Consider the following 22,555-nt stretch of genomic DNA (forward strand, 5'->3'; position numbering starts at 1 on the left):
AAATTACTGCGTATTTTTATTTTTCAGTTAAAAAAAGCTCGCCCCAGGCGAGCTTTTTGAACCTATTATATTGCGAGTGTGCTTTCTTGTTTTTTAGGTTGTAAAAATTGTACGTCATTAACTAGTAATTCAACTACATAAATCGTTTCCTTGTCTGTATTCTGGTAACTTCTAGATTGCATTTTGCCATTCAGACCGATTAAATCTCCTTTATTACAATATTCTTCAATCAATTCTGCCCGTTTCCCCCAAGCTACTACAGGTATAAAATCGGCTTCTGCATTCCCTTCTGATTTGTAATGTCTTTGGACAGCAATAACATTGTTCATAACGATTTTTCCTTCCCCTACATCTCTCAGCTCTATATCACGAACGATTCTTCCTACAAATGATACTTGGTTCATCTCTTTTCCTCCTGAAACAGTAATTTTTGAGTAATCTTTCCTACTCTCTTTAAATACTGTTCACTTAACTAGAAAAATGACGAAAAAAAACAAGCAGAATGTATCTGCTTGTTTTCAAACTGTTTTGTAGTTGTGATTATAATATAAACTCCAAAATATGCTGCCAAAGTTCCGGTTCGAAAACATCCATTGGACTGTTTCCATCCCCAATGACACCATATCCGATCATAACGCCTCCAATGAACGCTGCCGCGATCAATATAAGTACGATGATGATTTTCAGCAAATATAGGCCAGTTTTCTTCAAAGCGGATTGCCATGTCATATAATTACACCTCTAAACCAGTTTATTTTGTATCTTTTACTTGAGTTATGCGCAGTAGCTTATTTACGTTTTTTCAAACTTTCTAGTAAGATTCCGGTTCCTAGCGCTACTGAATCTAACGGATTTTCAGCCTTGAATACGGGAACTTTCAATTCCTCCGCAAATAATAGGTCAATACCATCTATTAATGCGCCCCCACCTGTAAGAATGACTCCACGATCAATGATATCCGCAGATAATTCTGGTGGCGTTTTTTCCAAAACTTCTTTAGCTTGCTCCACTACTACCACCATAGACTCTCGAGTTGCTTCCATCACTTCAAGTGAAGTAATCGAAATTGTACGCGGAAGACCTGAAACAACGTCTCTACCTCTTACGTCCATCGAATCATTACGTCCATGATCAAATATGACACCAATTTCCTTTTTAACGGCTTCAGCTGTTCGAACACCAATTAATAGATTGTGCTTTTTCTTGATATAAACAATAATATCGTTATCCAATGTATCTCCAGCGACTTTCACAGAACGACTCGTTACGATACCACCCATAGATAAAACAGCAATATCGCTTGTTCCACCACCGATATCAATAACCATATTTCCACTCGGTTGGAAAATATCCATTCCTGCTCCAATAGCTGCTACCTTTGGCTCTTCTTCCAGATAAACGTTTTTGCCGCCACTTTTTTCAGCAACTTCAATGATTGCTTTCTGCTCAATAGCTGTAATATTTGTCGGACAGCAAATTAAAATATTCGGTTTAGATAAAAAGCCTTTTACATTTAATTTATTTATAAAGTAAGTTAACATCGCTTCTGTAATATCGAAATCTGCAATAACACCACCTTGTAGAGGTCTGATTGCCTGAATATTCCCTGGAGTTCTACCAACCATTAAATACGCTTCTTCACCTACTGCCAGTACTTCTTTTGTTTTTGTATCAAGCGCTACAACAGAAGGCTCATTTAATACGATACCTTTACCTTTAACGTGTACTAGTACATTCGCAGTTCCTAAATCGATTCCAATATCTCTTGCCATGATTGTTCTCCTCTCAAGCTTTTTACACTTATCGTTAAAAGGTAAAAAGTCATATCGTAGATCTTTTCTCATTTTAGATTTTTATTTTGATATTTAAGAATTTCTCACTCTTTCTATCATACTCAAGATTGTAAAAAAGAGCAAGATTAAAAAAAGTTCTCATCAATATTCATCTGTTATGTACAAAAAAAGCTGAACCGAGTAGATAAAGGTATTTTACCTATTCGGTCCAGCTCATTATGAATCTTTAACCTATTCGAATTATTCTGAAACGACTGTGTCTTTTGATTTAATCACAGATTCGTCTGCATTGATTCTTTCGACGTCTGCTCCTAGACCAATTAGTTTCTCGTGGAAGTTATAGTATCCACGGTCTAAGTGATTCAAGTTCGTTACTTGAGTGTAGCCAGCTGAGACTAATCCTGCTAGAATTAAGGCTGCTGATGCTCGTAAGTCACTCGATGCAACTTCAGCTCCTTGTAATGCCTTTCCACCAACGATAACAAGACTCTGTCCATCAATTTTGAATTCAGCATTCATACGACGAAGCTCTTCCATGTGCATGAAGCGATTTTCAAATACTGTTTCTCTCATAACGCTCGTACCCTCAGCTTGTAGCTGAGCAATCGTCATTTGAGCTTGCATATCCGTTGGGAATCCTGGATGAGGCATTGTTTTAACGTCTGTTGCCATTAATTTTTTCGGTCCGATAACACGTAACCCTTGTTGTTCTTCTTCAAAGATTACACCCATTTCTTTTAGTTTAGAAATCAATGGTTTATTGTGTTCAGATACGGCATCTTTAATTAAAATGTTTCCTTGAGTGATTGCTGCAGCCACCATGAACGTTCCGCTTTCTATACGGTCAGGAATGATCATATGGTTCGTTCCAGTCAGTTTCTCTACTCCTTCAATACGAATCGTTTCTGTTCCAGCGCCGACAACTTTAGCACCCATACGATTTAGGAAGTTAGCCAAGTCTACGATTTCAGGTTCTCTTGCAACGTTTTCGATTACAGTTGTCCCTTCAGCTAGTGTAGCTGCCATCATAATGTTCTGAGTTGCACCAACACTAGGGAAGTCTAGATAGATATGAGCACCTTTAAGCTTCTCTGCTGAAGCTTCGATGTACCCTTTTTTGATATGTACCTCTACTCCCATTGCTTCGAACCCTTTTAAATGTAAATCTATCGGACGGGTACCAATCGCACAGCCACCTGGTAACGCTACTTTTGCGTAGCCTGTTCTAGCTAATAATGGTCCCATAACAACGATAGATGCACGCATTTTACTCATGAAGTCAAACGGTGTTTCATCGTTTAATTCTTTTGTAGCGTCAAAAGTCATTTGTTTATTTTCTTCGTCAAATGAAACTTCAACGTTCAAGTATTTTAAAACAGCTTCCATTGTATAGATATCTGATAATAATGGCACATTAGATAGTGTATTCATGCCATTTTCTGCTAATATAGTTGCTGCTAATATAGGTAATGCAGCATTTTTTGCGCCTTCTAATTCGACGGTACCTGATAATTTACGTCCGCCACTTACAACGATTTTTTCCATGCTTTGCCCTCCAAGGTGATACTCTTCCTAGATCATTCTACTTCGGTATACAATTATATCGACAGGTTAGTTAAAATTAAAAATTATTTTGGAACCTATTCTCACGATGATTCCTTACATATCTTGTTTATTTACTGTAACAAAACAAATTAAAAACAGCATTGATAAGATAAAACTATTGCAGTTATTACAAATCACAATAATCTGTTATATTATATCAGAAAGCATCCTGTTAATAAACTGTTTCGAACGCGTTGTATATGACTTTTATGTGAACAATTAATCGAAACGTTTCCATGATCTACAGCTCTTATTTAAGGATTAGTTGAATAGTTGGACAAGATTCTGAGATGAAAGTACGAATTCGATAAAAAAGCTACTTACGGTATAACCAAGCGCTATCGAAATCAGAACATATAAGATCCTAGCTTGTCGAATATGATATTTTTTAATCCAATAGTCTGTTTTCAGTCCCTGTAGCGCCCAAAACGCTAGTAGTACAAAAACAGTATGCGAAATTAATGTAACGAGTGATTGCAATCCAATATAAGTCATCATTTGATTCCTTCCGAAGTTAGTCTATCATACCTATTAAGAAGATTTCACCTATTCTGCTTATAGGCTCTATTTTACCTTTTTATAAACGAGAAACCTCCAATCCACATACCGGATTGAAGGTTTCTTCGTCTTAATTATAATGTTCCGAATAGTCTATCTCCTGCATCACCAAGACCAGGTAAGATGTAACCTTTCTCATCTAATCTTTCATCTAGTGAAGCTGTGTAGATGTCAACATCAGGGTGAGCGTCTTGCAATACTTTTACGCCTTCTGGTGCGGCTACTAGACATACGAATTTAATATTTGTAGCGCCTCTTTTTTTAAGGGCATCGATTGCAGCAACAGCTGATCCGCCTGTTGCAAGCATAGGATCAACAACTAGCAATTGACGATCTGGTAAGTCAGAAGGTAATTTCACGAAATACTCTACTGGTTCCATTGTTTCGTGGTCACGATACATTCCAACATGTCCAACTTTAGCCGCTGGTATAAGATCTAGCATACCATCGACCATTCCTAGTCCTGCTCGAAGGATTGGAACGATCACGACTTTTTTACCGGATAATTGTTTTTGTGTTGATGTTACTAAAGGTGTTTCAATTTCTACATCTTCTAGTGGCATTTCACGAGAAACTTCATAGGCTAAGAGTCTTGCGATTTCATTTACAACTTCTCTAAAATATTTTGTACCTGTACGTTTGTCTCTGATAATTGTCAGCTTATGTTGAATCAGTGGATGGTTGATAACTTGAAGTTTCCCCATTGAAATTGCTCCTTTATGATTAGATTATGTTTCTTTTCAAATTCACTTGTGTGATAACCTCTAATCATTGTACATAAAGGTCAAACATTTTTCCATTATATTTATCAATTCAAATCAATTTGTCATCTAGCATTCCATCCGCAACGGTTACAGTCACATAAATTCCTTAGAGAGAAGCTCTTATTTCTTTAGTACCTAGTCTTAAATAACCGAATAGGCAGCAGCTTTTTCGAGTCGATTCATATAAGCTTCCCCAATTCCTGACCTATTGAAAGGTTCAGCTAGTATAATTGTCGCTTTCGTTTCTTCAAAGAAGCGTAATCCTTTAAACAATCGTCTAGATGCTGAAATAACATCTGATTTTTCCCCTAACGAGAACATAACGGTTTCTTTTGTCCCAAATTGTTTAATGGTTTCTTCAGATGCCAGTATACCGACAACTTCCCCTTCAATTTGATATTTTTTTATGGCTTTTTCCCATCCTATACCTTTTTCGGAAATGATGATTACAGGTTCAGTCGGCGAGTAATGAGTATACTTCATCCCAGGAGCCACTGGTGTATCAGAGTGGTTGGCTAGGTCAGGATTGAATCTTACTGGACCAATAACAGCTTCTATTTCATTTCTTGAGATACCACCTGGTCTTAAAATCGTCGGAAGTTCTGGATTAGAAAGGTCTAAAACGGTTGATTCAAGTCCAACCCCTGTTTCTCCGCCTTCTACAATGCCTGCTATCTTGCCATTCAGATCGCGGTAAACGTGTTGTGCAGAAGTAGGGCTTGGTTTCCCAGAGGAGTTTGCACTAGGCGCGGCTAATGGTTTGCCGGTATCTTTAATCAGTTGCAATGCAATCGGATGATCTGGCATTCGAATCCCAACTGTCTCCAGCCCAGCTGTGACAGTTGGTGCAATTGGTCCTTTTTTCTTCAGAACGATTGTACATGGTCCTGGCCAAAAAGCTTCCATGATTTTTTGAGCTGCTTCTGGAATTTCTTCAGCGTACTCATATGCTTGCTCAATACTAGATACATGAATAATTAAAGGATTGTCTGCCGGTCTTCCTTTAGCTTCATATATTTTTTTGACAGCCTCTTCATTGGTTGCATCTGCACCGAGTCCATATACTGTCTCAGTTGGAAAAGTGACAACTTCACCTTCTAGGAGTAATTGTGCAGCTTTTTCTAGCTCCTGTTCTTTTATCCATATCGTTTCCACTAAACCACTCCTCCCTTTTCATTTATATAGCAATATAAACGACTCTGTCTTGTCCAGCCATATCTTTCCAGATTTCTACATCTGCATTCGGTAACGCATCTTGGAATATGTTTTGAACACGTTGCCCTTGAAGATATCCAATTTCAAGAATCACTCTAGCTTCTGGATTCAGTATTGACGGCAACTCCTTTGCTAATCTTTTATAAATGTCTAGTCCATCTTCTGCCGCAAACAAAGCAAGTGAAGGCTCATGATCCAGCACGGACTGATCCATTTCCCCATGCTCAGACGTTGAGATATAAGGAGGATTGGACAGGATTAAATCATAATGCTGCTCTCTTACAGCATTTGTTAGATCACTTAAATAGAATTTAACCTCAGCTTTCAGTGAGGCTGCATTTTGTTTAGCAATTTCTAATGCTTCTGAACTGATATCCACTGCAGTGACTCTATCATTCGGTCTTTCTAATTTGTGAGAAATAGCTAATACGCCTGTCCCGGTCCCAATATCCAGCACGTCTAATGACTTGGATGATAAAGTCTTTAAATATCGATCAAACCATTCTTCAGTTTCAGGCCTGGGAATAAGCGTATCGGTTGTCACTTTAAATTTTCTATCGTAAAACCATTCGTGTCCGACAATATGCTGTACAGGTCTTCCCTCTGAATATTGATGTAAATCTTTTAGGAATTGTTCTTTCATATTTTCGGGCATGACTTTTGAACCCATTCTAACTAAATCTGTCTTTGTTAAATCAAATCGCTCTTTTAACAACCATTCAGCTGCATATCCTTCAAGTTCTGCTTTTTTTAAAAAAGAAGAAGCCCCAAAAAGGACTTCTCTGATGGTTTCTTTATGGTATAAATCATTAATACTCATTTTGAAGTTGCTCCATTTTTTGAGCTTGTTCCCAGAAAACCAATGCATCAATGATTTCATCCATTTTACCCGCTAATATTTGGTCCAATTTTTGAAGAGTCAGGTTGATACGGTGATCCGTAACCCGACTTTGAGGATAATTATACGTACGGATTCTTTCGGAACGGTCTCCTGTTCCTACAGCTGTTTTACGTTCTGCATCCACTTCTGCTTGTGCTTCTTGAGTGATCTTATCATAAATACGCGATCTTAAAACTTTCATCGCTTTTTCTCTGTTTTTAAGTTGCGAACGCTCATCTTGCATAGCAACAACAATTCCGGTAGGCTCGTGAGTCAATCTAACGGCTGAGGCTGTTTTATTAACGTGCTGCCCGCCAGCGCCACTTGCATGATAAATATCTACACGAATATCATTTTCTGCGATATCAATCTCAACGTCTTCAGCTTCAGGCATGACGACAACTGTCGCAGTTGAGGTATGAATTCTACCTTGTGATTCGGTCTGAGGGATACGTTGTACTCGATGTGCACCGTTCTCGAATTTAAGCTTAGAGTAAACATTCTGTCCAGAAATCAGTAAGGTTACTTCTTTGTACCCACCAATCCCATTTGAATTTGCATCCAACACTTCTGTTTTCCATCTTTGTGATTCTGCATAACGCTGGTACATATCCAGAAGATCCGCAGCAAACAGTTGTGCTTCGTCTCCTCCAGCAGCTCCTCTAATTTCCATGATGATATTTCGCTTGTCGTTCTCATCTCTAGGAAGTAATAAGATTTTCAATTCATCTTCTAAAGCAGCTTTTTGTTCAAGCAATTCTGCTCTTTCTTCTCTAGCCATTTCTTCCATATCATTATCCAGAGACTCTTCAAGCATTTCTTCTGTTTCAGAAATCCCTTCAACTACTGCTTTATATTTTCTATAGCACGTGACAGTTTCTCTCAAGTCACCTTCTTCTCGACTAAGTTTCAAGAATCGGTCAGTATCTGTAATGACTTCGGGGTCACTTAGTAATTCATTTAATTCATCGTATCTATTATCCACTTGCTCAAGTCTGTCGTACATACTCATTTTTCTTCGCCTCTTTCTAGACTACTTTCCATCGATTCGTAATAATGTTTACGGCATACAGGATAATATGCTTCGTTTCCTCCAACCATAATCTGGCTGCCGGTTGAAACAGGTTTACCTTCCTGCATTCTCATATTCATAATTGCTTTCTTATGACAAAACCAGCATATGGTTTTCATTTCTTCTATTTTATCAGCTAATAACAATAAATATTTCGAGCCTTCAAACAATTCGTTTCGAAAATCATTTTTTAATCCGAACGTCATAACCGGTATATTTAGCTGATCTACAATATATGCGAGTTGTAATACATGTTCTTTTTTTAAGAATTGCGCTTCATCAACCAAGACGCAAGCTAGACCTTTTGATTGCTGTTTGACAACTTCAAACAAATCTGTCTGATCTTCGATAGGTATCGCCTCACGCTTCAATCCAATTCGACTAGTGATATATCCAACAGAATCTCGGTCGTCAATCGCACTCGTAAACAGAAGAACTCTCTTATTCTGTTCTTCATAATTATAAGCTACTTTTAAAATCTCGATAGACTTCCCACTATTCATTGCACCATATCTAAAATATAGTTGAGCCATGATTTGCCCTACTTTCAATTTATTCTCAACCAGTTCTTCTAAAACAAAAACTAGCTAATCCTTATAAATTATATGATAACCCTAAGGAAAGTACAAGAGTTGTATCCATTGAATCCTCGATTATCTGTCACTAACCAATAACATTGTCAAAAGCTAACTTGTAAAAACGATTTCAAATTTAGTGAAATATGGTACACTAAACGTACAAAATATCGAGGAGACTGATTATGATTCAACCATTATTTTTTACAGGTGTCATGCAAGAAAAGATCTGGGGAGGTACAAATCTTCGAGACCTTTTCGGCTACGATATCCCAAGTGAGCATACTGGAGAACTTTGGGCAATCAGTGCACACAAGAATGGACCTGCTACTGTTTCTCAAGGAGAGTACAAAGGACAGACTTTAACGGAACTCTGGAATCAGCACCGCGAATTGTTCGGAGACCAACCAGGTGATGTTTTTCCACTTTTAACAAAAATTCTAGATGCTCAGACTGCACTATCTGTTCAAGTCCATCCAGACGATGCATACGGATTAGAGCACGAAGGTGAACTCGGTAAAACAGAATGCTGGTATGTGATTGATGCAGAAGACCAAGCTGAGATTGTTTTCGGACATCACGCAAAGACGAAAGAAGACTTTGCTGAAATGATTCATTCTGGAGAATGGGACCAATTATTACGTTACGTGAAAGTGAAAGCCGGTGATTTCTTTTATGTACCAAGCGGAACCGTCCATGCAATCGGTGGCGGCATTACGATTCTTGAAACGCAACAATCCAGTGATACCACTTACCGCGTTTATGACTATGATCGAAAAGATGATACCGGTCAAACTAGACCTATACACATCCAGCAGTCAATTGATGTCACAACGATTCCGCATGTAGACCCTGAACCTATGCAAAATACGATTAAACAAGGTGACGCTGAGATTAAAACATTCGTTGATAACGAGTTCTTCAAGGTAGAAGAATGGGTCGTTGACGGAGAAGCGCATTTAAAAGCAAGTGGCTTATATACTCTTGTGAGTGTGCTGAAAGGCGAAGGTAGCATCACTGTCGAATCTACTAGCTATCCACTAACTAAAGGCACTCATTTTATCTTACCGCATGGCATTCATGAGTGGACACTTAAAGGTCATCTTCAAATCATTGCTTCCACACCGGGTGAAAACATTTAACCACTAAAATTTGATCTAAAAAATAAGAACCAGGAAGATTTTACCTTCCTGGTTCTTGTTTTTTTAGAGTGTTTCCGAATGAATTGGTGTAGTCGTTGCTTTGAAATCTGCATAACTGCTAGCCAGTCCGTGTTCGCTGACGTCCATTCCTGCTTCCTCTTCAGCTGGAGATACTCTTAAACCAATAGTAGAATCAATCACTTTAAACGTTACCGTCATTGTAATCCCTACCCACAGCATCACTGCAGCGACCCCTAACAACTGAATGAATAACAGTCCGCCATTTCCCCCATAGAGTAATCCTCCTTCTGTAGAGAAAACACCGATTAGAACAGTTCCAAGAGCACCCGCAATTCCATGTACGCCAAAAGCGCCGACTGGATCATCAATCTTTAATTTATTTTCAACAAATTCCATACCATAAATCATCGCAACGGAGGATAAAATCCCTATTCCAAAAGCACCTGCTGGTTGAACAACGGCACAACCGGCTGTAATACCGACTAGTCCTGCCAATGCACCGTTTAACGTCAAACTAACATCTGGCTTCCCGAATTTGATCCAAGACAAACTCATTGCAACGAGCGTTCCAGAAGCTGCTGATAAATTTGTATTTAACAATATAAGACCAATCAGACTCAATGACTCTTCCCCAGAAGCTTCCAAAGTAGATGCTCCATTGAACCCAAACCAAGCAAACCATAAGATAAATACTCCTAAAGCAGCTAATAACACATTGTGACCAGGTATCGACTGTGCGCGACCTTTTTTATCAAATTTCCCAATACGTGGTCCAACGATCTTTGCACCGATAATCGCTGTTACACCACCTACCATATGCACTGCTGTAGAACCGGCAAAATCCTGAAAACCTAAACTAGATAACCACCCGCCTCCCCAGATCCAGTGGCCAGAAATTGGATAAACGATACCAGAAATGATAATGGTGTAAAGTAAATATGAACTGAATTTCGTTCTTTCTGCCATTGCTCCGGAAACAATTGTAGCTGCCGTTGCGCAAAACACTGTTTGAAACATTAAGAATACGTACCCTGGTATATTTGTATCATAGTTTCCTGTCACAAAAAAATCAGGCGTTCCAATCAATCCGGCTATACTTGGTCCAAACATAATTCCAAAACCAATTACCCAATACAGTAAAGATCCCAGTACAAAATCCATGATATTCTTCATAATAATATTGCCTGCGTTCTTAGCTCTCGTAAATCCTGACTCTAAAATAGCAAATCCTGCTTGCATAAAAAACACGAGTACAATTCCTAATAAAACCCAAATCGTATCTGTAGCTGACATGTATTGATTCCCCCTTTGATAAGTTAGGACTACTATACTTTTAAAGTGGTCTACTTATCAATAGAGCTTAGCCTTCTTCGTTTAATCTAAAGCATATCCTTAAAATACTATTCAAATATCATCATGATAACCCTTACCACTTCATATAATAATCTCATTATTCAAATTGGTCTATACAAAAAAACAAGACCTTATCCAGAAGGTCTTGTTTTGTGAGTCATTATTCAATTATTTTGACGGTAAAGGATTAAGCATAATCTTCGTTCTCTTCATAAGAAGCAAACTGACTATTATAAAGGTCTGCATAAAATCCATCTTGTTCCATTAATTCATCATGATTTCCTGTTTCAATGACGTCACCTTGATTCATAACAATAATTTTATCTGCATCACGAATTGTTGACAATCTATGTGCAACAACAAAACTTGTTCTGTTTTCAAGTAAATTCGTCATGGCTTTTTGAATCAGAATTTCCGTCCTAGTATCTACAGAAGACGTTGCTTCATCAAGGATCAATACTTCTGGGTCTGCTAAAAATGCACGGGCAATCGTAATCAGTTGACGCTGCCCTTGGGAAATGTTTGTTCCCTCTTCGTTCAAGATCGTATTATACCCTTCTGGTAGTCTTCTGACAAAGTCATCTACGTGAGCTGCTTTAGCAGCTGCATAAATACGGTCTCGGTCATGTCCATGTTCTTCACTACCATAGGCAATGTTATCCCAGATTGTACCATTAAAGGACCAAGTATCTTGAAGAACCATAGAAAACTTTGTTCTAAGCTCAGGTTTAGGAATATCTCTCGTGTCTACTCCTTCAAAGCGTATGCTTCCTCCTTTAACGTCATAGAAGCGTTCCAAAAGGTTGATTAGCGTTGATTTACCTGCACCAGTTGGTCCAACTACAGCAATCATATCACCTGGGTTAACGGTTAGATTGAAATCGTTCATCAACAATGCATCGTCGGCTTCGTCTCCGTAACCAAACTGAACATGTTCAAATTCAACTTTATAAGGTGTGTTGCGCTTAGGTTCCAATCCAGAAGCTTCCTCTGTCATCTCTTCCTCATCCAACACTTCAAAGACTCGCTCACAAGCAGCAATCGTCACTTGAATCGTATTGGCTAAGTTAGCAATTTGACGTACAGGTTGCGAGAATTGATTTACGTACTGGATAAAAGCTTGTACATTACCAAGCGACATTGTCCCGTTAGCGACACCCATTCCTCCGACAATCGCTACACCAAAGTAACCTAAATCTCTTGAAAAACTGACTAAGGGCATCATAATTCCAGATAAGAATTGAGCTTTCAAAGAAGCATCGTTTAAGCGATCACTTCTATCATCGAATTTTTTAATCTCATCTTCTTCACGGTTATATGTTTTAACTACTGTATGTCCTGAGAATGTCTCCTCTACATGATCATTTACATTTCCTAACTCACGCTGCTGATTCGCAAATTGCTTTTGTGATTTTGGTGCTACAAAAGCAATAAGAATCAAACTGATTGGTACAGTCGCAATCGTCACAAAGGTGAGTCGTAAATCAATCAAGCTCATTACGATCAAAACCGTTACAAACTGCACGACACTGATAATAAACTGAGTCAGTGACTGTTGCAAAGTATTGGCAATCTGATCCATATCGTTAACTGCACGGGAGAGAATATCTCCTGTTGAGTGCGTATCATAATACTTAATCGGTAATCTAGAAATTTTTTCTTTTAATTCTTTACGCATATCATAAACAGTTTTTTGAGCAATTCTAGCAGTAATGAATTGTTGAAAAAACTGAAAAACAGCTTGAGTAACGTATACGATGGCTACTGTAAGAATGACATTTTGAATGATCCCAAAATCAATTGGGAATTGATCAATCGTCTCGCCAGCTTCTTGCAGACTTCTTCCTTCTTGAAGGCCTCTGTAAATCTCAGTTGTTGCTCGACCTAAAATATGGGGGGCTTGAGCAGACATGATTGTGGCTGCAATTGCTAGGAATAATGTTGCAACAAGCGCCCAAAATCGAGTAGACATATATTTTATGAGTCTCAATACCGTTCCCCAGAAATTATTCGCTTTTTTCGCACGCAAGTGGGCTGCGTTACTTGTTCCACCTTTTGCCATTAAATGTCCTCTCCTTTCAACTGAGATTCCATGATTTCCTGATAGACAGGGTTGTTCGCTTTCAATTCTTCATGTGTTCCTTTACCAACGACTGTTCCTTGATCTAATACAATAATTTGATCTGCATCAATAACTGTACTAATCCGTTGCGCAATAATAATCACAGCAGCATCTCTAGTGTCAGGTTTCAAGGCTTCTCTTAGTTTTGCATCAGTCTTGAAGTCAAGTGCAGAGAATGAATCATCAAATACTAAAATATCTGCATTGGTAACGAGTGCTCTTGCAATACTGAGTCTTTGTCGTTGTCCACCGGAGAAGTTTCCACCACCTTGTTCTACTCTTGAATCTAATTGTTTTGGTAAGCCCGAAACGAAATCTTTACCTTGAGCTACGTCTAGCGCGTGCCAGATTTCTTCATCTGTCGCTTCAGGTCGACCGTATTTCATATTTTCACGAATCGTCCCACTGAAAAGCAAGGCTTTTTGGGGCGCAAATCCAATCAGTCGTCTTAATTCACCTTGTTTTACATCTCTAATATCAATACCGTTCACTTTAATCTGACCACTTTCAACTTCATAAAGGCGTGAAATCAGATTAGCTAAAGTTGTCTTACCAGATCCGGTACCTCCGATAATAGCTAGTCGTTCTCCTTTATTTAAAGTGAAATTAATATCTTCTAAAGCTGTCGCTTCTGCCCCATGGTACCTGAAACTAACGTTATCAAACTGAACAGAGACATCTGTATCCGTCAATTTCTTAGGAGTTGCTGGGTCTTCGATTAAATTAGGTGTTTCCAATACTTCCATTACCCGTTCTGCTGCAACTTGACCACGAGGCAGAAAGAACAGTACCATCGAAACCATCATAACGCCGATAAGAATTTGCATAGCATAAGTCATGAAGGCAACCATATTCCCAACTTGCATATCTCCCGTACTAATGAATTGTGCACCAAACCAGGTAATCAAAATATTTGTTACACTAACTGCTAAGACCATTGAGGGCATCATAAACGCCATAATCGTATTCGCTTTGATAGAAGTCAGAGCAAAATCCCAGTTTGCTTCATCAAACCGTTCACGTTCATAAGCATCTTTATTGAAGGCACGGATCACTCGAATCCCAGTTAACCCTTCACGGAATATCCTATTCAAATTATCTGTTTTTCGTTGCATGGACTTAAATAAAGGACTAGAAAATTTGAGTATAAACCAAATCAATGCACCTAAAACAGGCATTGTAATGAAAAATACAAAAGCCAGTTTTGGTTCTCTAGAATAAGCCATTGCACCTGCACCAATCATTAAAAACGGTGCTAATATCATAGTACGTAAGACCATCATCATAACAAACTGTAATTGCATGATGTCATTCGTAGCTCTAGTAATCAATGTGGACGTCCCAAATCTGTCCAGTTCCTCATTTGTAAAATAAATAACCATACGATATATTTTCTTTCTCAACGTATGACCAAGTCCTTGAGACTCTTTCGCCGCAAAAAGTACATTTAAAAGCGCTGAAACAATTGTCAAGAGTGTGAATCCCAACATGAAAAATCCGTTTCTTACGATATAATCGATATTTCCTTCTGAAACACCAAAGTCTATGATATTTGCAGTAATGGTTGGCATTGCCAACATCCCAGCAACTTGAACTGCCATAAAGAAGACAGTAATGAGCACATTCCAGGGATTCATAAATTTTGCTACTTTTCTCATAATTTATCCTCCGTTTTCTCACTAGTTAAATCTTTTAAAACACCTTTCGTCATCCATTCTAAGCGCGTTGCAAATAATCTCTGTGTCTCTTCAATGGTCAACTCTTTCCAAAAGCCTTCCATGATCGTGTCATTTAAAATATTGAGTATATATCTTAGAATTGAAATAAATTCCTGATCTGTGCATGCTTTAACTTGCTCTCTTTTAACGACATCTATTACTCGTTCATCTATAGGATGTTCTGTCTTGTTGTTAGAAGGTGTAGCAATAATCGTTGCTCCAGATTCCTGATTGATTTGATAATTCATGTGTAGATACATATTTTCAAAAAAACCGAATTTCTCTGAATCCATAATGTATTTGATATACTTTTCGCCAAAAATTTTATAACCTTCATAGAAGTCACCTTCTACTTCTTTAAAACTTATGACCATCAATCGATTATAGTTATACTTGAATTTTCCTAATAAGTAAAAATATAAGTCCTTCTTGTCTTCAAAATACTGGTAAAAACTCCCACGCGAGATACCTGCATTTTTTACAATATTGGAAATCGAAGCTTCATTGAGCGATTTTTCAGTAAATTCTTTCATTGCTCCTGCGATCAATCTTTCTCTTTTTGATTCTGGTAAATTGAAAAATGTCTGTGTTGGCATATTTTCCCTCCTGTTCCTCCCGATTTCTTTGTAACTTATCTAATATGACAGCGTGTCATGAAACATACTTTTGCTATTATATGTGACAGCGTGTCATAAATCAAGTACAAAGTTTCAGTTTTTATTGAAATTTATATGAAAAAACCTCTTAGCAAGTAAGAGGCTTTTCGTCTAAACGATTTATTCTTCTATTGTATCTACTGCCGTTTGAGACGACGGTTGCTTCTCTTCATACAATTCTGAATGTCTTTGATACCATTCAAACGTTCTGACCACAACGATTTTTAATACAGCGTAACCGGGAATCCCCAAAACAACACCCATTACTCCAAAAAGACGACCAGCAATCAATAGTAAGAAGATAATATTAATTGGATGGATTTTCAGTGAATTCCCCAGTATTTGAGGAGAAATCACTCTGCCTTCAAGAAGTTGCTCGATGGCTATAACAATCAGTACTTTAGCGAGCATGACAGGAGAATCTACTACCGCAATAATCACTGTCGGAATATATGCAATAAAAGAACCCAGGTATGGGATTAAATTCATAAACCCAGCAAAGATTCCTAAAGTCAATGCAAAGTCAAGACCGACAATTGAAAATCCGATCCAAAACATCAGACCAACACACATCGCGACGAGCAATTGACCCCTTACATAATAACTGACTTGCCTATTGATATCTGCTAGAATTTCTCTCATACTATTTCGTGCTCGGGTAGGAACAATTTTCAGTAATTGATCTGGGACTTTTTTCCCGTCTTTTAATAGATAATAAACAATAAAAGGTGTCGTGAATAAAGTAATGCCCACTCTTGTTAGTGTTCCAATAAAACTACCGATACCACCTACTGTCACATTCAAGAAGCTAGATGCTTGCCCACTAAAGCTACCTATTAAAGATGTATCACCCATTTGTTCCATAAAGTCTGTAAAGATTTCAGTGCCTAATAATCCGTCTAACTGTAACATCAAGCTATCCCAATAACTTGGCCAATTGTCTATAAGAGACTCCAACTGATTTTGAATAATAGGTACAATAAAATTTACTCCTACAATGATGAAAACAATGATCAGAGCAAAAACGAATGCGATCGCTAAATTTCTAGTAAACTTTTTCTTTTCTAGCCAATCTACAACTGGATTAAGTAGATAATAAAAAATCGTTGAAAATACTAATGGTGGACCCACTATACTTAATATAATTTCGATCGGTTTAAAAATGTCAGATATTTGCTTGATCATATATATATTAATAAAAACGAGTAAACTAACCAATAAAATAGAAACCACTTTATTATCAATGATTTTTTTCCAAAACCATGAGTGACTAAATCCCTTTTTCTGAGTTGTTTGCTGTTCTTGCTTCATATGCATTTCTTCCCCTCTAACACTTAACTTTCATAGACTATTCTATCACATCCCTTTATTAATCCTAGTTAAGAAACACCTCTGTTATAAATTCTCTTCCTTTCTCTTTAGTAGAATATATTGTGACGCCATAATGAATTCCGTTTCATAATTTATCTAAGTTTTGGTATACTGACCCTAACAACCTCAAAATAAAAGGAGGAGTCTTTTTATGACTCAGAAAATTTTGTTAGGAACTTATACTAAAAAAGACAGTAAAGGTGTTTATAGCATCGAGCTGGATCAAGAAAAAAAACAATTGAGCGATCTTGAACTTGTCGCTGAGGTTGGCAACCCAACCTACCTTGATATTTCAAATGATGGCAAAACATTGTATACGGTTATGAAAGATAACGGTCAAGGCGGTATTGTTTCTTTTAAAAAGAATGAAGAAGGTACATTCACAGAAGCAAGCGTCAACGCCTCAGAAGGCTCTTCTCCTTGTTATGTTGCTTATGATGAAACAAGACAATTTGTTTATACTGCAAATTATCATGATGGTGAAGTTGCTGTTTACAAAACAGATAGTGAAGGTTCACTTGAACTAACTGATAAAATCAAACACTCAGGTAAATCTGTTCACGAAAATCAGAAGTCAGCGCACGCGCATTATTTCAATCTAACTCCTGATAATCAATATCTTATTGCCTGCGATCTTGGTACTGACGAAGTCATTACTTATGAAGTGGATGACGAAGGTAAATTATCAGAAGTTGATGTTATTTCAGTAGCTCCTGGAACTGGTCCTCGTCATATCGTATTTCATCCAAATGAAACACATGCTTACGTTTTTGGTGAATTAAGTAGCGATATTCTAACTTATGCTTATAACAGCGAGAGTGGTACGCTTTCACTTCTACAGACGATCTCTTCTATTCCTGAAGAACACACTGAGTTCAACGGTGGAGCTGCTATTCGTATCAGCAACGATGGCCGTTTTGTTTATGCTTCAAACCGAGGCCATGATTCGATTGTGGTTTATGCTGTTCAAGAAGATGGCACATTGGTACTTGTCGAATACGTTCCAACTGAAGGAGAAATTCCTCGTGATTTCAACCTTGACCCATCAAACCAATTCGTAGTTGTTGGCCATCAAGATACAGATAATCTGACTTTATTCGAGAGAGATTCAGTTTCTGGTAAATTAACTTTACTGCAAAAAGACGTTTATGCACCTGAAGTTGTTTGTGTAGCTTTCGTTAAATAAATCCAATTCATTTAGAGATGCTTTTGAATAAGCATCTCTTTTTTTGTTTGCATTTACTTTTAATTAGTGTAAAATAAAAATATAACGAATTCGAGATAAACGAATTAGTTGTATTATCAATCTTATTCGATGCTGTTTAAAATAGAAAGCGTGATGACTATATCAGAAATACAAGGATTTCACCATATTACAGCTTTTGCAAAATCCCTTAAAGAAAATCAGCAGTTCTATATTCAGATACTAGGACTACGTTTGGTCAAACAGACTGTTCATCAAGAAAACTTTAAAACTATTCATCTCTTTTATGGTGATTATTCTGGGACTACTGGAACACTTCTCAGTTTCTTTATCTATCCCAAAATGGGACGCAGTTATCTAAATGATCCTTACTATAAATCGGTCACACTGGCTATTCCAGAAGGAAGTGTTTTATACTGGAAAAAAAGATTGAACGATTTTAATATTTCTTACAAAAGTCATGAACATTCACCTATGATTTTTATAGAGGATCCTGACGGGCTATCACTCATTCTGTCTGAAGTAGCGGAACATACAACAAAAGAACAAGTAAACCAAGCTTCTTCTATTCCACAAAGTAAACAGATTGTTAGAATTCTTCAAGTAGACTTATCCGTTCCAAATGTAAATAAGGAAATCGAATTTTACCGTAATTTCCTAGGTTTAAAAGAACTTTCTCAAAATCTGTTAACGTTTCATTCCACTGAAACCACCGAGCGCTCCAGAATCGGCAGAGGCTCGATAGACCATATTGCTTTTGGTGTCAAAAATGAATCTGAATTGATTCATTACAAGACTCGGGCAGAAACATTGGGCTATACTGTAGAGAAATTAGCAGACAGACATTATTTCAAAAGTCTCTATGTCCTGAGTCCTTCAGGATTGAGAGTTGAACTAGCGACTCTTCAACCTGGATTTACCTTGGACGAAACAGTAGAACAATTAGGCAACAGCCTGATCACACTCAAACCATTACCAAACAAATTGGAGGAATAAATATGACAACTCAAGAAATCACAGGTATACATCACGTAACGGCTATGACAAGTAGTGCAGAAAAAAATTATGAATGGTTCACAAACATTATTGGATTACGCCTAGTCAAAAAAACCGTTAACCAAGATGATATACAGACTTATCATTTATTTTTCGCTGACGACGAAGGAAATCCAGGGACAGATATGACCTTTTTCGACTTCCCAAATAACCCTAAAGGTTCTAAAGGAACAAACGATATCTCAAGATCTTCTTTTCGAGTTCCGAGTGACCGCGCATTAGACTACTGGTTGAAACGCTTTGAGCATTTTAATGTGAAACATTCTGAAATTAAAGAACAATTTGGAGTAAAAGTTATTCAGTTTGAAGACTTTGATGAACAACAATATCAACTTGTCTCAGACGAAAACCTCGATGGTGTCGCACCTGGTAAACCATGGAAAGATGGACCAGTCCCATTAGAATTTGCTGTTTATGGTCTAGGCCCCGTTATCGTCAGAGTAGATAATTTTGATCAAATGGCTTCTGTACTTGAAGACACTTTGAAATTTAGAAAAGTTAGTAAAGAAAATCAATATACGCTTTACGAAATGGGTAAAGGCGGTAATGGTGGTCGACTTATTATTGAAGAAAGCACCATTCTTCCTGCTGCACGTCAAGGATACGGAAACGTTCACCACGTTGCTTTCCGAGTTGATGACAGAGCTGCATTGAATCATTGGACAGATCAATTAAGTAATCTTGGGTATGCAAACTCGGGATATGTAGATCGCTTCTACTTTGAGTCTCTTTATGCACGTATGTATCCTGGCGTTCTCTTTGAATTTGCTACCGACGGTCCTGGATTTATCGATCACCAAGAAAATTACGAAACACTCGGAGAAAAATTAGCTTTACCACCTGCTTACGAAGCACACCGTGAGCAGATTGAAGGTTTAGTCCGTCCGATAGATACTGTAAGAAGCACCAAAGTATTTGAAAAAGAATACTTTGGATTTGAAGAGGTATAAACCATGCATCATTTTAAAGCAGAAAACTTATCGTCAAAACAACAATATAAATTCATTTCTGGTAGCGTGATTCCTAGGCCAATAGCCTGGGTTACTTCTTTGAATGAAAAAGATGGCGTTGTAAACGCAGCACCTTATAGCTTTTTCAGCGCTGCTTCAAACCAGCTGCCTTTGCTGACAGTGGCGGTTTTACGTGCCGGAGATAAAATCAAAGATACGACCCGCAATATTTTAGAGCAGAAAGAAGCCGTTGTTCATATCGTCAACGTCGAATTGACTAAAGACATGAACGAGACTTCAGCTCCACTCGCTCCAAATCAAACTGAACTAGATCGCACTAGCCTAAGCTTAGTGAATAGTCAAACAGTCAAAGTACCAGGAATTAAAGAAGCAAGAATTCGTTTTGAGACAAAACTGCATCAACATATTCCTGTAGAAGATGAGTATGGGAAGATTGTTACTGATTTATTTCTCTTAAAGGTAACCGACTTTTATTTCGATGAAACGGTATTCGATGCGGAAAAGGAATACATTTTACCTGAAGCTTTGAATCCAACGGCTAGATTGTCAGGAAATCAGTATGCTGAAATGGGTAGCCTGTTTTCTTATGAGCGACCAACTGAATAACCATCACAAAAAAGCACCGACCTCTTTTAAGGGTCGGTGCTTTTCAGTTGTTCTCTTTTATTTTTTAGAAGAAATTGTTCCAATTTCCGTACCTCTGGCAGTTTCACCAGTTGTAGATAATTCGAATTTATCTACTTGGTCCATATTACTGAATACGATAATTACAGTGTTTTCTTTACCTGCCGAAGCCAGTTCTTCTAGATTAACTGTGGAGACTTTAGTTTCAGGCGTTACCTTATCGCCTTCTTTTACTAAAGTATCAAAAGGGGCACCTTCTAGTTCAACTGTATCGATACCAATGTGAATCAACACTTCTACGCCATTATCTAGTAAAAGTCCAACAGCATGTTGTGTAGGGAAGACACTGACAACTTTACCATTTCCTGGAGAGTAAATATCCCCATCGCTAGGTACGATGCCAAATCCGTCTCCCATCATTTTTTGAGAAAATACTGGATCTTGTACATCCTCGATTGCGATTACTTTACCATTTACTGGGTTCATCAGCGTTTGAGCTGAATTTCCGTCACCGCTCTTGCCTTTCAAGAAATCAAACATTCCCATTTTTAACCCTACTTTCTTAGATTTGTATTCTCGTACCCGACTACTTTGAACTCGTCGAGTACTCGATTTAGTTCATCTTACCATAGTTTCACTGAATAGATGAACCAATACGTATAAAACAAGTGATGGTAAGCAGGTGATACCTTAATAAACCTTTAAACTTTCATCAAGTAGTTGGAAAATACGAAAAATTTCGGTATGATAGACGAGGTTAAAATTTTACATAAAATGAATAGGAGTTTATTATGCTAATAGAAATTATCAAAGCCATTATTCTAGGAGTCGTGCAAGGTATTACTGAATGGTTGCCAATCAGTAGTACGGGTCATATGATCTTGTTCGATGAATTCCTTGTATTAGATGCCAGTACTCAATTCAAAGAAATGTTTTTCGTTGTGATCCAACTTGCTTCCATATTTGCTGTTATTTTGCTGTTCTTTAATAAATTAAATCCCTTTGCACCATCAAAAACGCCTGCGCAGCAAAAGGAAACTTGGAACATCTGGTACAAAGTACTCGTAGGTATTATACCAGCAGGAATTATCGGTTTTTTATTCGAAGATGTCATCAACCAGTACTTTTATAATTGGGTAACCGTCTCAGTTGTTCTGATTATTTATGGTATAGCTTTTATCATCATTGAAAAAAGAAATAAAGGTAAGCAGCCAACCATATCTACTTGGGAAGAATTAACCTATAAGACTGCTTTCCTCATTGGAATCTTCCAAGTGCTGGCTTTGATTCCAGGAACTTCGAGATCTGGTGCAACCATCATCGGTGCTATCTTGATTGGAGCGGCTCGCCCTATTGCTGCAGAATATTCTTTCTTCTTATCGATTCCTGTAATGGTTGGAGCAAGTGCACTTAAACTGTTGAAATTTGGATTTAACTTTACGACCGCTGAAATCACTATTTTACTAGTAGGCTGTATCGTTTCCTTTGTCGTTTCCGTTTTTGCTATTCGTTTCTTAATGGGATACATCCGCAGAAACGACTTCAGTGCTTTCGGCTGGTATCGAATTATTGCCGGGGTGGTCGTCATTGGTTACTTCTGGCTTATCGGTTAAATGAACTCTTTAACGTTCTTCTATTATTTAAGCTACTCTGCCTAAACAGCGAGTGGCTTTTTTATACTCACAAATTAACCATCGCCAGTTAACACTAAACAATAAGTCTCCTCCAATCAGCAATCTCAACGTTCTAAATTAGCGATTTCTTAACAAGCGGCTTACAAAACACCTCATTTAAGACAATCATTAAAATATTTGTAATATAATGAAACGATTTCTTATAATTTAAACGAACAACT

General features: G+C 37.7%; 22 protein-coding genes. 6 read left to right on the forward strand and 16 right to left on the reverse strand.

The annotated features are described in order from the left end of the window. Positions 1-65 precede the first annotated feature (65 nt). The 10 genes from VXN63_RS07810 to VXN63_RS07855 form a co-directional block, all read right to left on the reverse strand. Positions 66-404 carry a single-stranded DNA-binding protein gene (locus VXN63_RS07810; protein WP_327757468.1) on the reverse strand — a complete coding sequence of 113 codons (339 nt, stop codon included), beginning with the start codon at positions 402-404 and terminating at the stop codon, positions 66-68. Positions 405-540: 136 nt separating this feature from the next. Further along, on the reverse strand, positions 541-729 hold the full coding sequence (locus tag VXN63_RS07815; protein WP_225743450.1) for a DNA-directed RNA polymerase subunit beta: 189 nt from the start codon (positions 727-729) through the stop codon (positions 541-543). A 59-nt stretch (positions 730-788) separates the two neighbouring features. Further along, positions 789-1,772 carry a rod shape-determining protein MreB gene (mreB, locus tag VXN63_RS07820; RefSeq protein ID WP_225743449.1) on the reverse strand — a complete coding sequence of 328 codons (984 nt, stop codon included), beginning with the start codon at positions 1,770-1,772 and terminating at the stop codon, positions 789-791. Between the two features lie 261 nt (positions 1,773-2,033). Beyond that, entirely contained in the window at positions 2,034-3,338 is a 1,305-nt protein-coding gene (gene murA, locus VXN63_RS07825) for a UDP-N-acetylglucosamine 1-carboxyvinyltransferase (protein ID WP_327757469.1), read from the reverse strand. Positions 3,339-3,659: 321 nt separating this feature from the next. Beyond that, positions 3,660-3,896 carry a DUF1146 family protein gene (locus VXN63_RS07830; RefSeq protein WP_327757470.1) on the reverse strand — a complete coding sequence of 79 codons (237 nt, stop codon included), beginning with the start codon at positions 3,894-3,896 and terminating at the stop codon, positions 3,660-3,662. A 134-nt stretch (positions 3,897-4,030) separates the two neighbouring features. Beyond that, positions 4,031-4,660, reverse strand: coding sequence for a uracil phosphoribosyltransferase (gene upp, locus VXN63_RS07835; RefSeq protein WP_225743447.1), 630 nt, complete (start codon positions 4,658-4,660; stop codon positions 4,031-4,033). 201 nt (positions 4,661-4,861) lie between these two features. Further along, positions 4,862-5,875 carry an L-threonylcarbamoyladenylate synthase gene (locus VXN63_RS07840; protein ID WP_327757471.1) on the reverse strand — a complete coding sequence of 338 codons (1,014 nt, stop codon included), beginning with the start codon at positions 5,873-5,875 and terminating at the stop codon, positions 4,862-4,864. A gap of 22 nt (positions 5,876-5,897) precedes the next feature. Next, positions 5,898-6,755 (reverse strand): peptide chain release factor N(5)-glutamine methyltransferase, encoded by an 858-nt coding sequence (gene prmC, locus VXN63_RS07845; protein WP_327757472.1) that lies wholly within the window; start codon positions 6,753-6,755, stop codon positions 5,898-5,900. Next, the gene (gene prfA / locus VXN63_RS07850) at positions 6,745-7,821 is read right to left on the reverse strand and encodes a peptide chain release factor 1 (protein WP_327757566.1); all 1,077 of its coding nucleotides are present in this window, start codon (positions 7,819-7,821) and stop codon (positions 6,745-6,747) included. Before prfA ends, prmC begins: the two co-directional genes overlap by 11 nt. 2 nt (positions 7,822-7,823) lie before the next feature. Next, positions 7,824-8,420 carry a thymidine kinase gene (locus VXN63_RS07855; protein WP_327757473.1) on the reverse strand — a complete coding sequence of 199 codons (597 nt, stop codon included), beginning with the start codon at positions 8,418-8,420 and terminating at the stop codon, positions 7,824-7,826. A gap of 227 nt (positions 8,421-8,647) precedes the next feature. Between VXN63_RS07855 and manA the strand changes: the two genes are divergently transcribed. After that, positions 8,648-9,604, forward strand: a complete 957-nt coding sequence (gene manA, locus VXN63_RS07860) for a mannose-6-phosphate isomerase, class I (RefSeq protein WP_327757474.1) — start codon at positions 8,648-8,650, stop codon at positions 9,602-9,604. Positions 9,605-9,667: 63 nt separating this feature from the next. Here manA and VXN63_RS07865 read toward each other — a convergent pair whose 3' ends face one another. From VXN63_RS07865 to VXN63_RS07885, 5 genes are all read right to left on the reverse strand, one after another. Then, complete coding sequence (locus VXN63_RS07865; protein WP_327757475.1) at positions 9,668-10,918, reverse strand: ammonium transporter; 1,251 nt, start codon at positions 10,916-10,918, stop codon at positions 9,668-9,670. 247 nt (positions 10,919-11,165) lie between these two features. Then, a complete protein-coding gene (locus VXN63_RS07870; RefSeq protein ID WP_327757476.1) occupies positions 11,166-13,040 on the reverse strand; it encodes an ABC transporter ATP-binding protein in 1,875 nt (624 codons plus the stop codon). Further along, positions 13,040-14,758 (reverse strand): ABC transporter ATP-binding protein, encoded by a 1,719-nt coding sequence (locus VXN63_RS07875; protein WP_327757477.1) that lies wholly within the window; start codon positions 14,756-14,758, stop codon positions 13,040-13,042. Before VXN63_RS07875 ends, VXN63_RS07870 begins: the two co-directional genes overlap by 1 nt. Then, on the reverse strand, positions 14,755-15,414 hold the full coding sequence (locus tag VXN63_RS07880; protein ID WP_327757478.1) for a TetR/AcrR family transcriptional regulator: 660 nt from the start codon (positions 15,412-15,414) through the stop codon (positions 14,755-14,757). The genes VXN63_RS07875 and VXN63_RS07880 overlap by 4 nt, the downstream gene beginning before the upstream one ends. A gap of 180 nt (positions 15,415-15,594) precedes the next feature. After that, positions 15,595-16,785 (reverse strand): AI-2E family transporter, encoded by a 1,191-nt coding sequence (locus VXN63_RS07885; RefSeq protein ID WP_327757479.1) that lies wholly within the window; start codon positions 16,783-16,785, stop codon positions 15,595-15,597. Positions 16,786-16,996: 211 nt separating this feature from the next. On the opposite strand from VXN63_RS07885, the gene VXN63_RS07890 reads away from it, so the two are divergent. The 4 genes from VXN63_RS07890 (at position 16,997) to VXN63_RS07905 (ending at position 20,682) form a co-directional block, all read left to right on the forward strand. Next, entirely contained in the window at positions 16,997-18,031 is a 1,035-nt protein-coding gene (locus tag VXN63_RS07890) for a lactonase family protein (RefSeq protein ID WP_327757480.1), read from the forward strand. 153 nt (positions 18,032-18,184) lie between these two features. Next, complete coding sequence (locus VXN63_RS07895; protein WP_327757481.1) at positions 18,185-19,045, forward strand: VOC family protein; 861 nt, start codon at positions 18,185-18,187, stop codon at positions 19,043-19,045. Positions 19,046-19,047: 2 nt separating this feature from the next. Further along, positions 19,048-20,055: a ring-cleaving dioxygenase gene (locus tag VXN63_RS07900; RefSeq protein WP_327757482.1), complete on the forward strand. Its 1,008-nt coding sequence runs from the start codon at positions 19,048-19,050 to the stop codon at positions 20,053-20,055. 3 nt (positions 20,056-20,058) lie between these two features. Further along, a complete protein-coding gene (locus VXN63_RS07905) occupies positions 20,059-20,682 on the forward strand; it encodes a flavin reductase family protein (protein WP_327757483.1) in 624 nt (207 codons plus the stop codon). A gap of 57 nt (positions 20,683-20,739) precedes the next feature. Here the strand turns inward: VXN63_RS07905 and VXN63_RS07910 are convergent, their stop codons facing one another. Next, the gene (locus tag VXN63_RS07910; RefSeq protein WP_327757484.1) at positions 20,740-21,246 is read right to left on the reverse strand and encodes a PTS sugar transporter subunit IIA; all 507 of its coding nucleotides are present in this window, start codon (positions 21,244-21,246) and stop codon (positions 20,740-20,742) included. A 245-nt stretch (positions 21,247-21,491) separates the two neighbouring features. Between VXN63_RS07910 and VXN63_RS07915 the strand changes: the two genes are divergently transcribed. After that, complete coding sequence (locus tag VXN63_RS07915; RefSeq protein ID WP_327757485.1) at positions 21,492-22,313, forward strand: undecaprenyl-diphosphate phosphatase; 822 nt, start codon at positions 21,492-21,494, stop codon at positions 22,311-22,313. Positions 22,314-22,555 lie beyond the last annotated feature (242 nt).

Source organism: Marinilactibacillus sp. XAAS-LB27, assembly GCF_036039175.1.
In the GTDB taxonomy this organism is placed as follows: Bacteria; Bacillota; Bacilli; order Lactobacillales; family Carnobacteriaceae_A; genus Marinilactibacillus.

Bases quoted from the DNA above. Each gene is read 5' to 3' on its own strand.
- VXN63_RS07810 (WP_327757468.1), bottom strand. From the start codon at position 404: ATGAACCAAGTATCATTTGTAGGAAGAATCGTTCGTGATATAGAGCTG.
- VXN63_RS07815 (WP_225743450.1), bottom strand. From the start codon at position 729: ATGACATGGCAATCCGCTTTGAAGAAAACTGGCCTATATTTGCTGAAA.
- mreB (WP_225743449.1), bottom strand. From the start codon at position 1,772: ATGGCAAGAGATATTGGAATCGATTTAGGAACTGCGAATGTACTAGTA.
- murA (WP_327757469.1), bottom strand. From the start codon at position 3,338: ATGGAAAAAATCGTTGTAAGTGGCGGACGTAAATTATCAGGTACCGTC.
- VXN63_RS07830 (WP_327757470.1), bottom strand. From the start codon at position 3,896: ATGATGACTTATATTGGATTGCAATCACTCGTTACATTAATTTCGCAT.
- upp (WP_225743447.1), bottom strand. From the start codon at position 4,660: ATGGGGAAACTTCAAGTTATCAACCATCCACTGATTCAACATAAGCTG.
- prmC (WP_327757472.1), bottom strand. From the start codon at position 6,755: ATGAGTATTAATGATTTATACCATAAAGAAACCATCAGAGAAGTCCTT.
- prfA (WP_327757566.1), bottom strand. From the start codon at position 7,821: ATGTACGACAGACTTGAGCAAGTGGATAATAGATACGATGAATTAAAT.
- VXN63_RS07855 (WP_327757473.1), bottom strand. From the start codon at position 8,420: ATGGCTCAACTATATTTTAGATATGGTGCAATGAATAGTGGGAAGTCT.
- manA (WP_327757474.1), top strand. From the start codon at position 8,648: ATGATTCAACCATTATTTTTTACAGGTGTCATGCAAGAAAAGATCTGG.
- VXN63_RS07865 (WP_327757475.1), bottom strand. From the start codon at position 10,918: ATGTCAGCTACAGATACGATTTGGGTTTTATTAGGAATTGTACTCGTG.
- VXN63_RS07870 (WP_327757476.1), bottom strand. From the start codon at position 13,040: ATGGCAAAAGGTGGAACAAGTAACGCAGCCCACTTGCGTGCGAAAAAA.
- VXN63_RS07875 (WP_327757477.1), bottom strand. From the start codon at position 14,758: ATGAGAAAAGTAGCAAAATTTATGAATCCCTGGAATGTGCTCATTACT.
- VXN63_RS07880 (WP_327757478.1), bottom strand. From the start codon at position 15,414: ATGCCAACACAGACATTTTTCAATTTACCAGAATCAAAAAGAGAAAGA.
- VXN63_RS07885 (WP_327757479.1), bottom strand. From the start codon at position 16,785: ATGAAGCAAGAACAGCAAACAACTCAGAAAAAGGGATTTAGTCACTCA.
- VXN63_RS07890 (WP_327757480.1), top strand. From the start codon at position 16,997: ATGACTCAGAAAATTTTGTTAGGAACTTATACTAAAAAAGACAGTAAA.
- VXN63_RS07895 (WP_327757481.1), top strand. From the start codon at position 18,185: ATGACTATATCAGAAATACAAGGATTTCACCATATTACAGCTTTTGCA.
- VXN63_RS07900 (WP_327757482.1), top strand. From the start codon at position 19,048: ATGACAACTCAAGAAATCACAGGTATACATCACGTAACGGCTATGACA.
- VXN63_RS07905 (WP_327757483.1), top strand. From the start codon at position 20,059: ATGCATCATTTTAAAGCAGAAAACTTATCGTCAAAACAACAATATAAA.
- VXN63_RS07910 (WP_327757484.1), bottom strand. From the start codon at position 21,246: ATGGGAATGTTTGATTTCTTGAAAGGCAAGAGCGGTGACGGAAATTCA.
- VXN63_RS07915 (WP_327757485.1), top strand. From the start codon at position 21,492: ATGCTAATAGAAATTATCAAAGCCATTATTCTAGGAGTCGTGCAAGGT.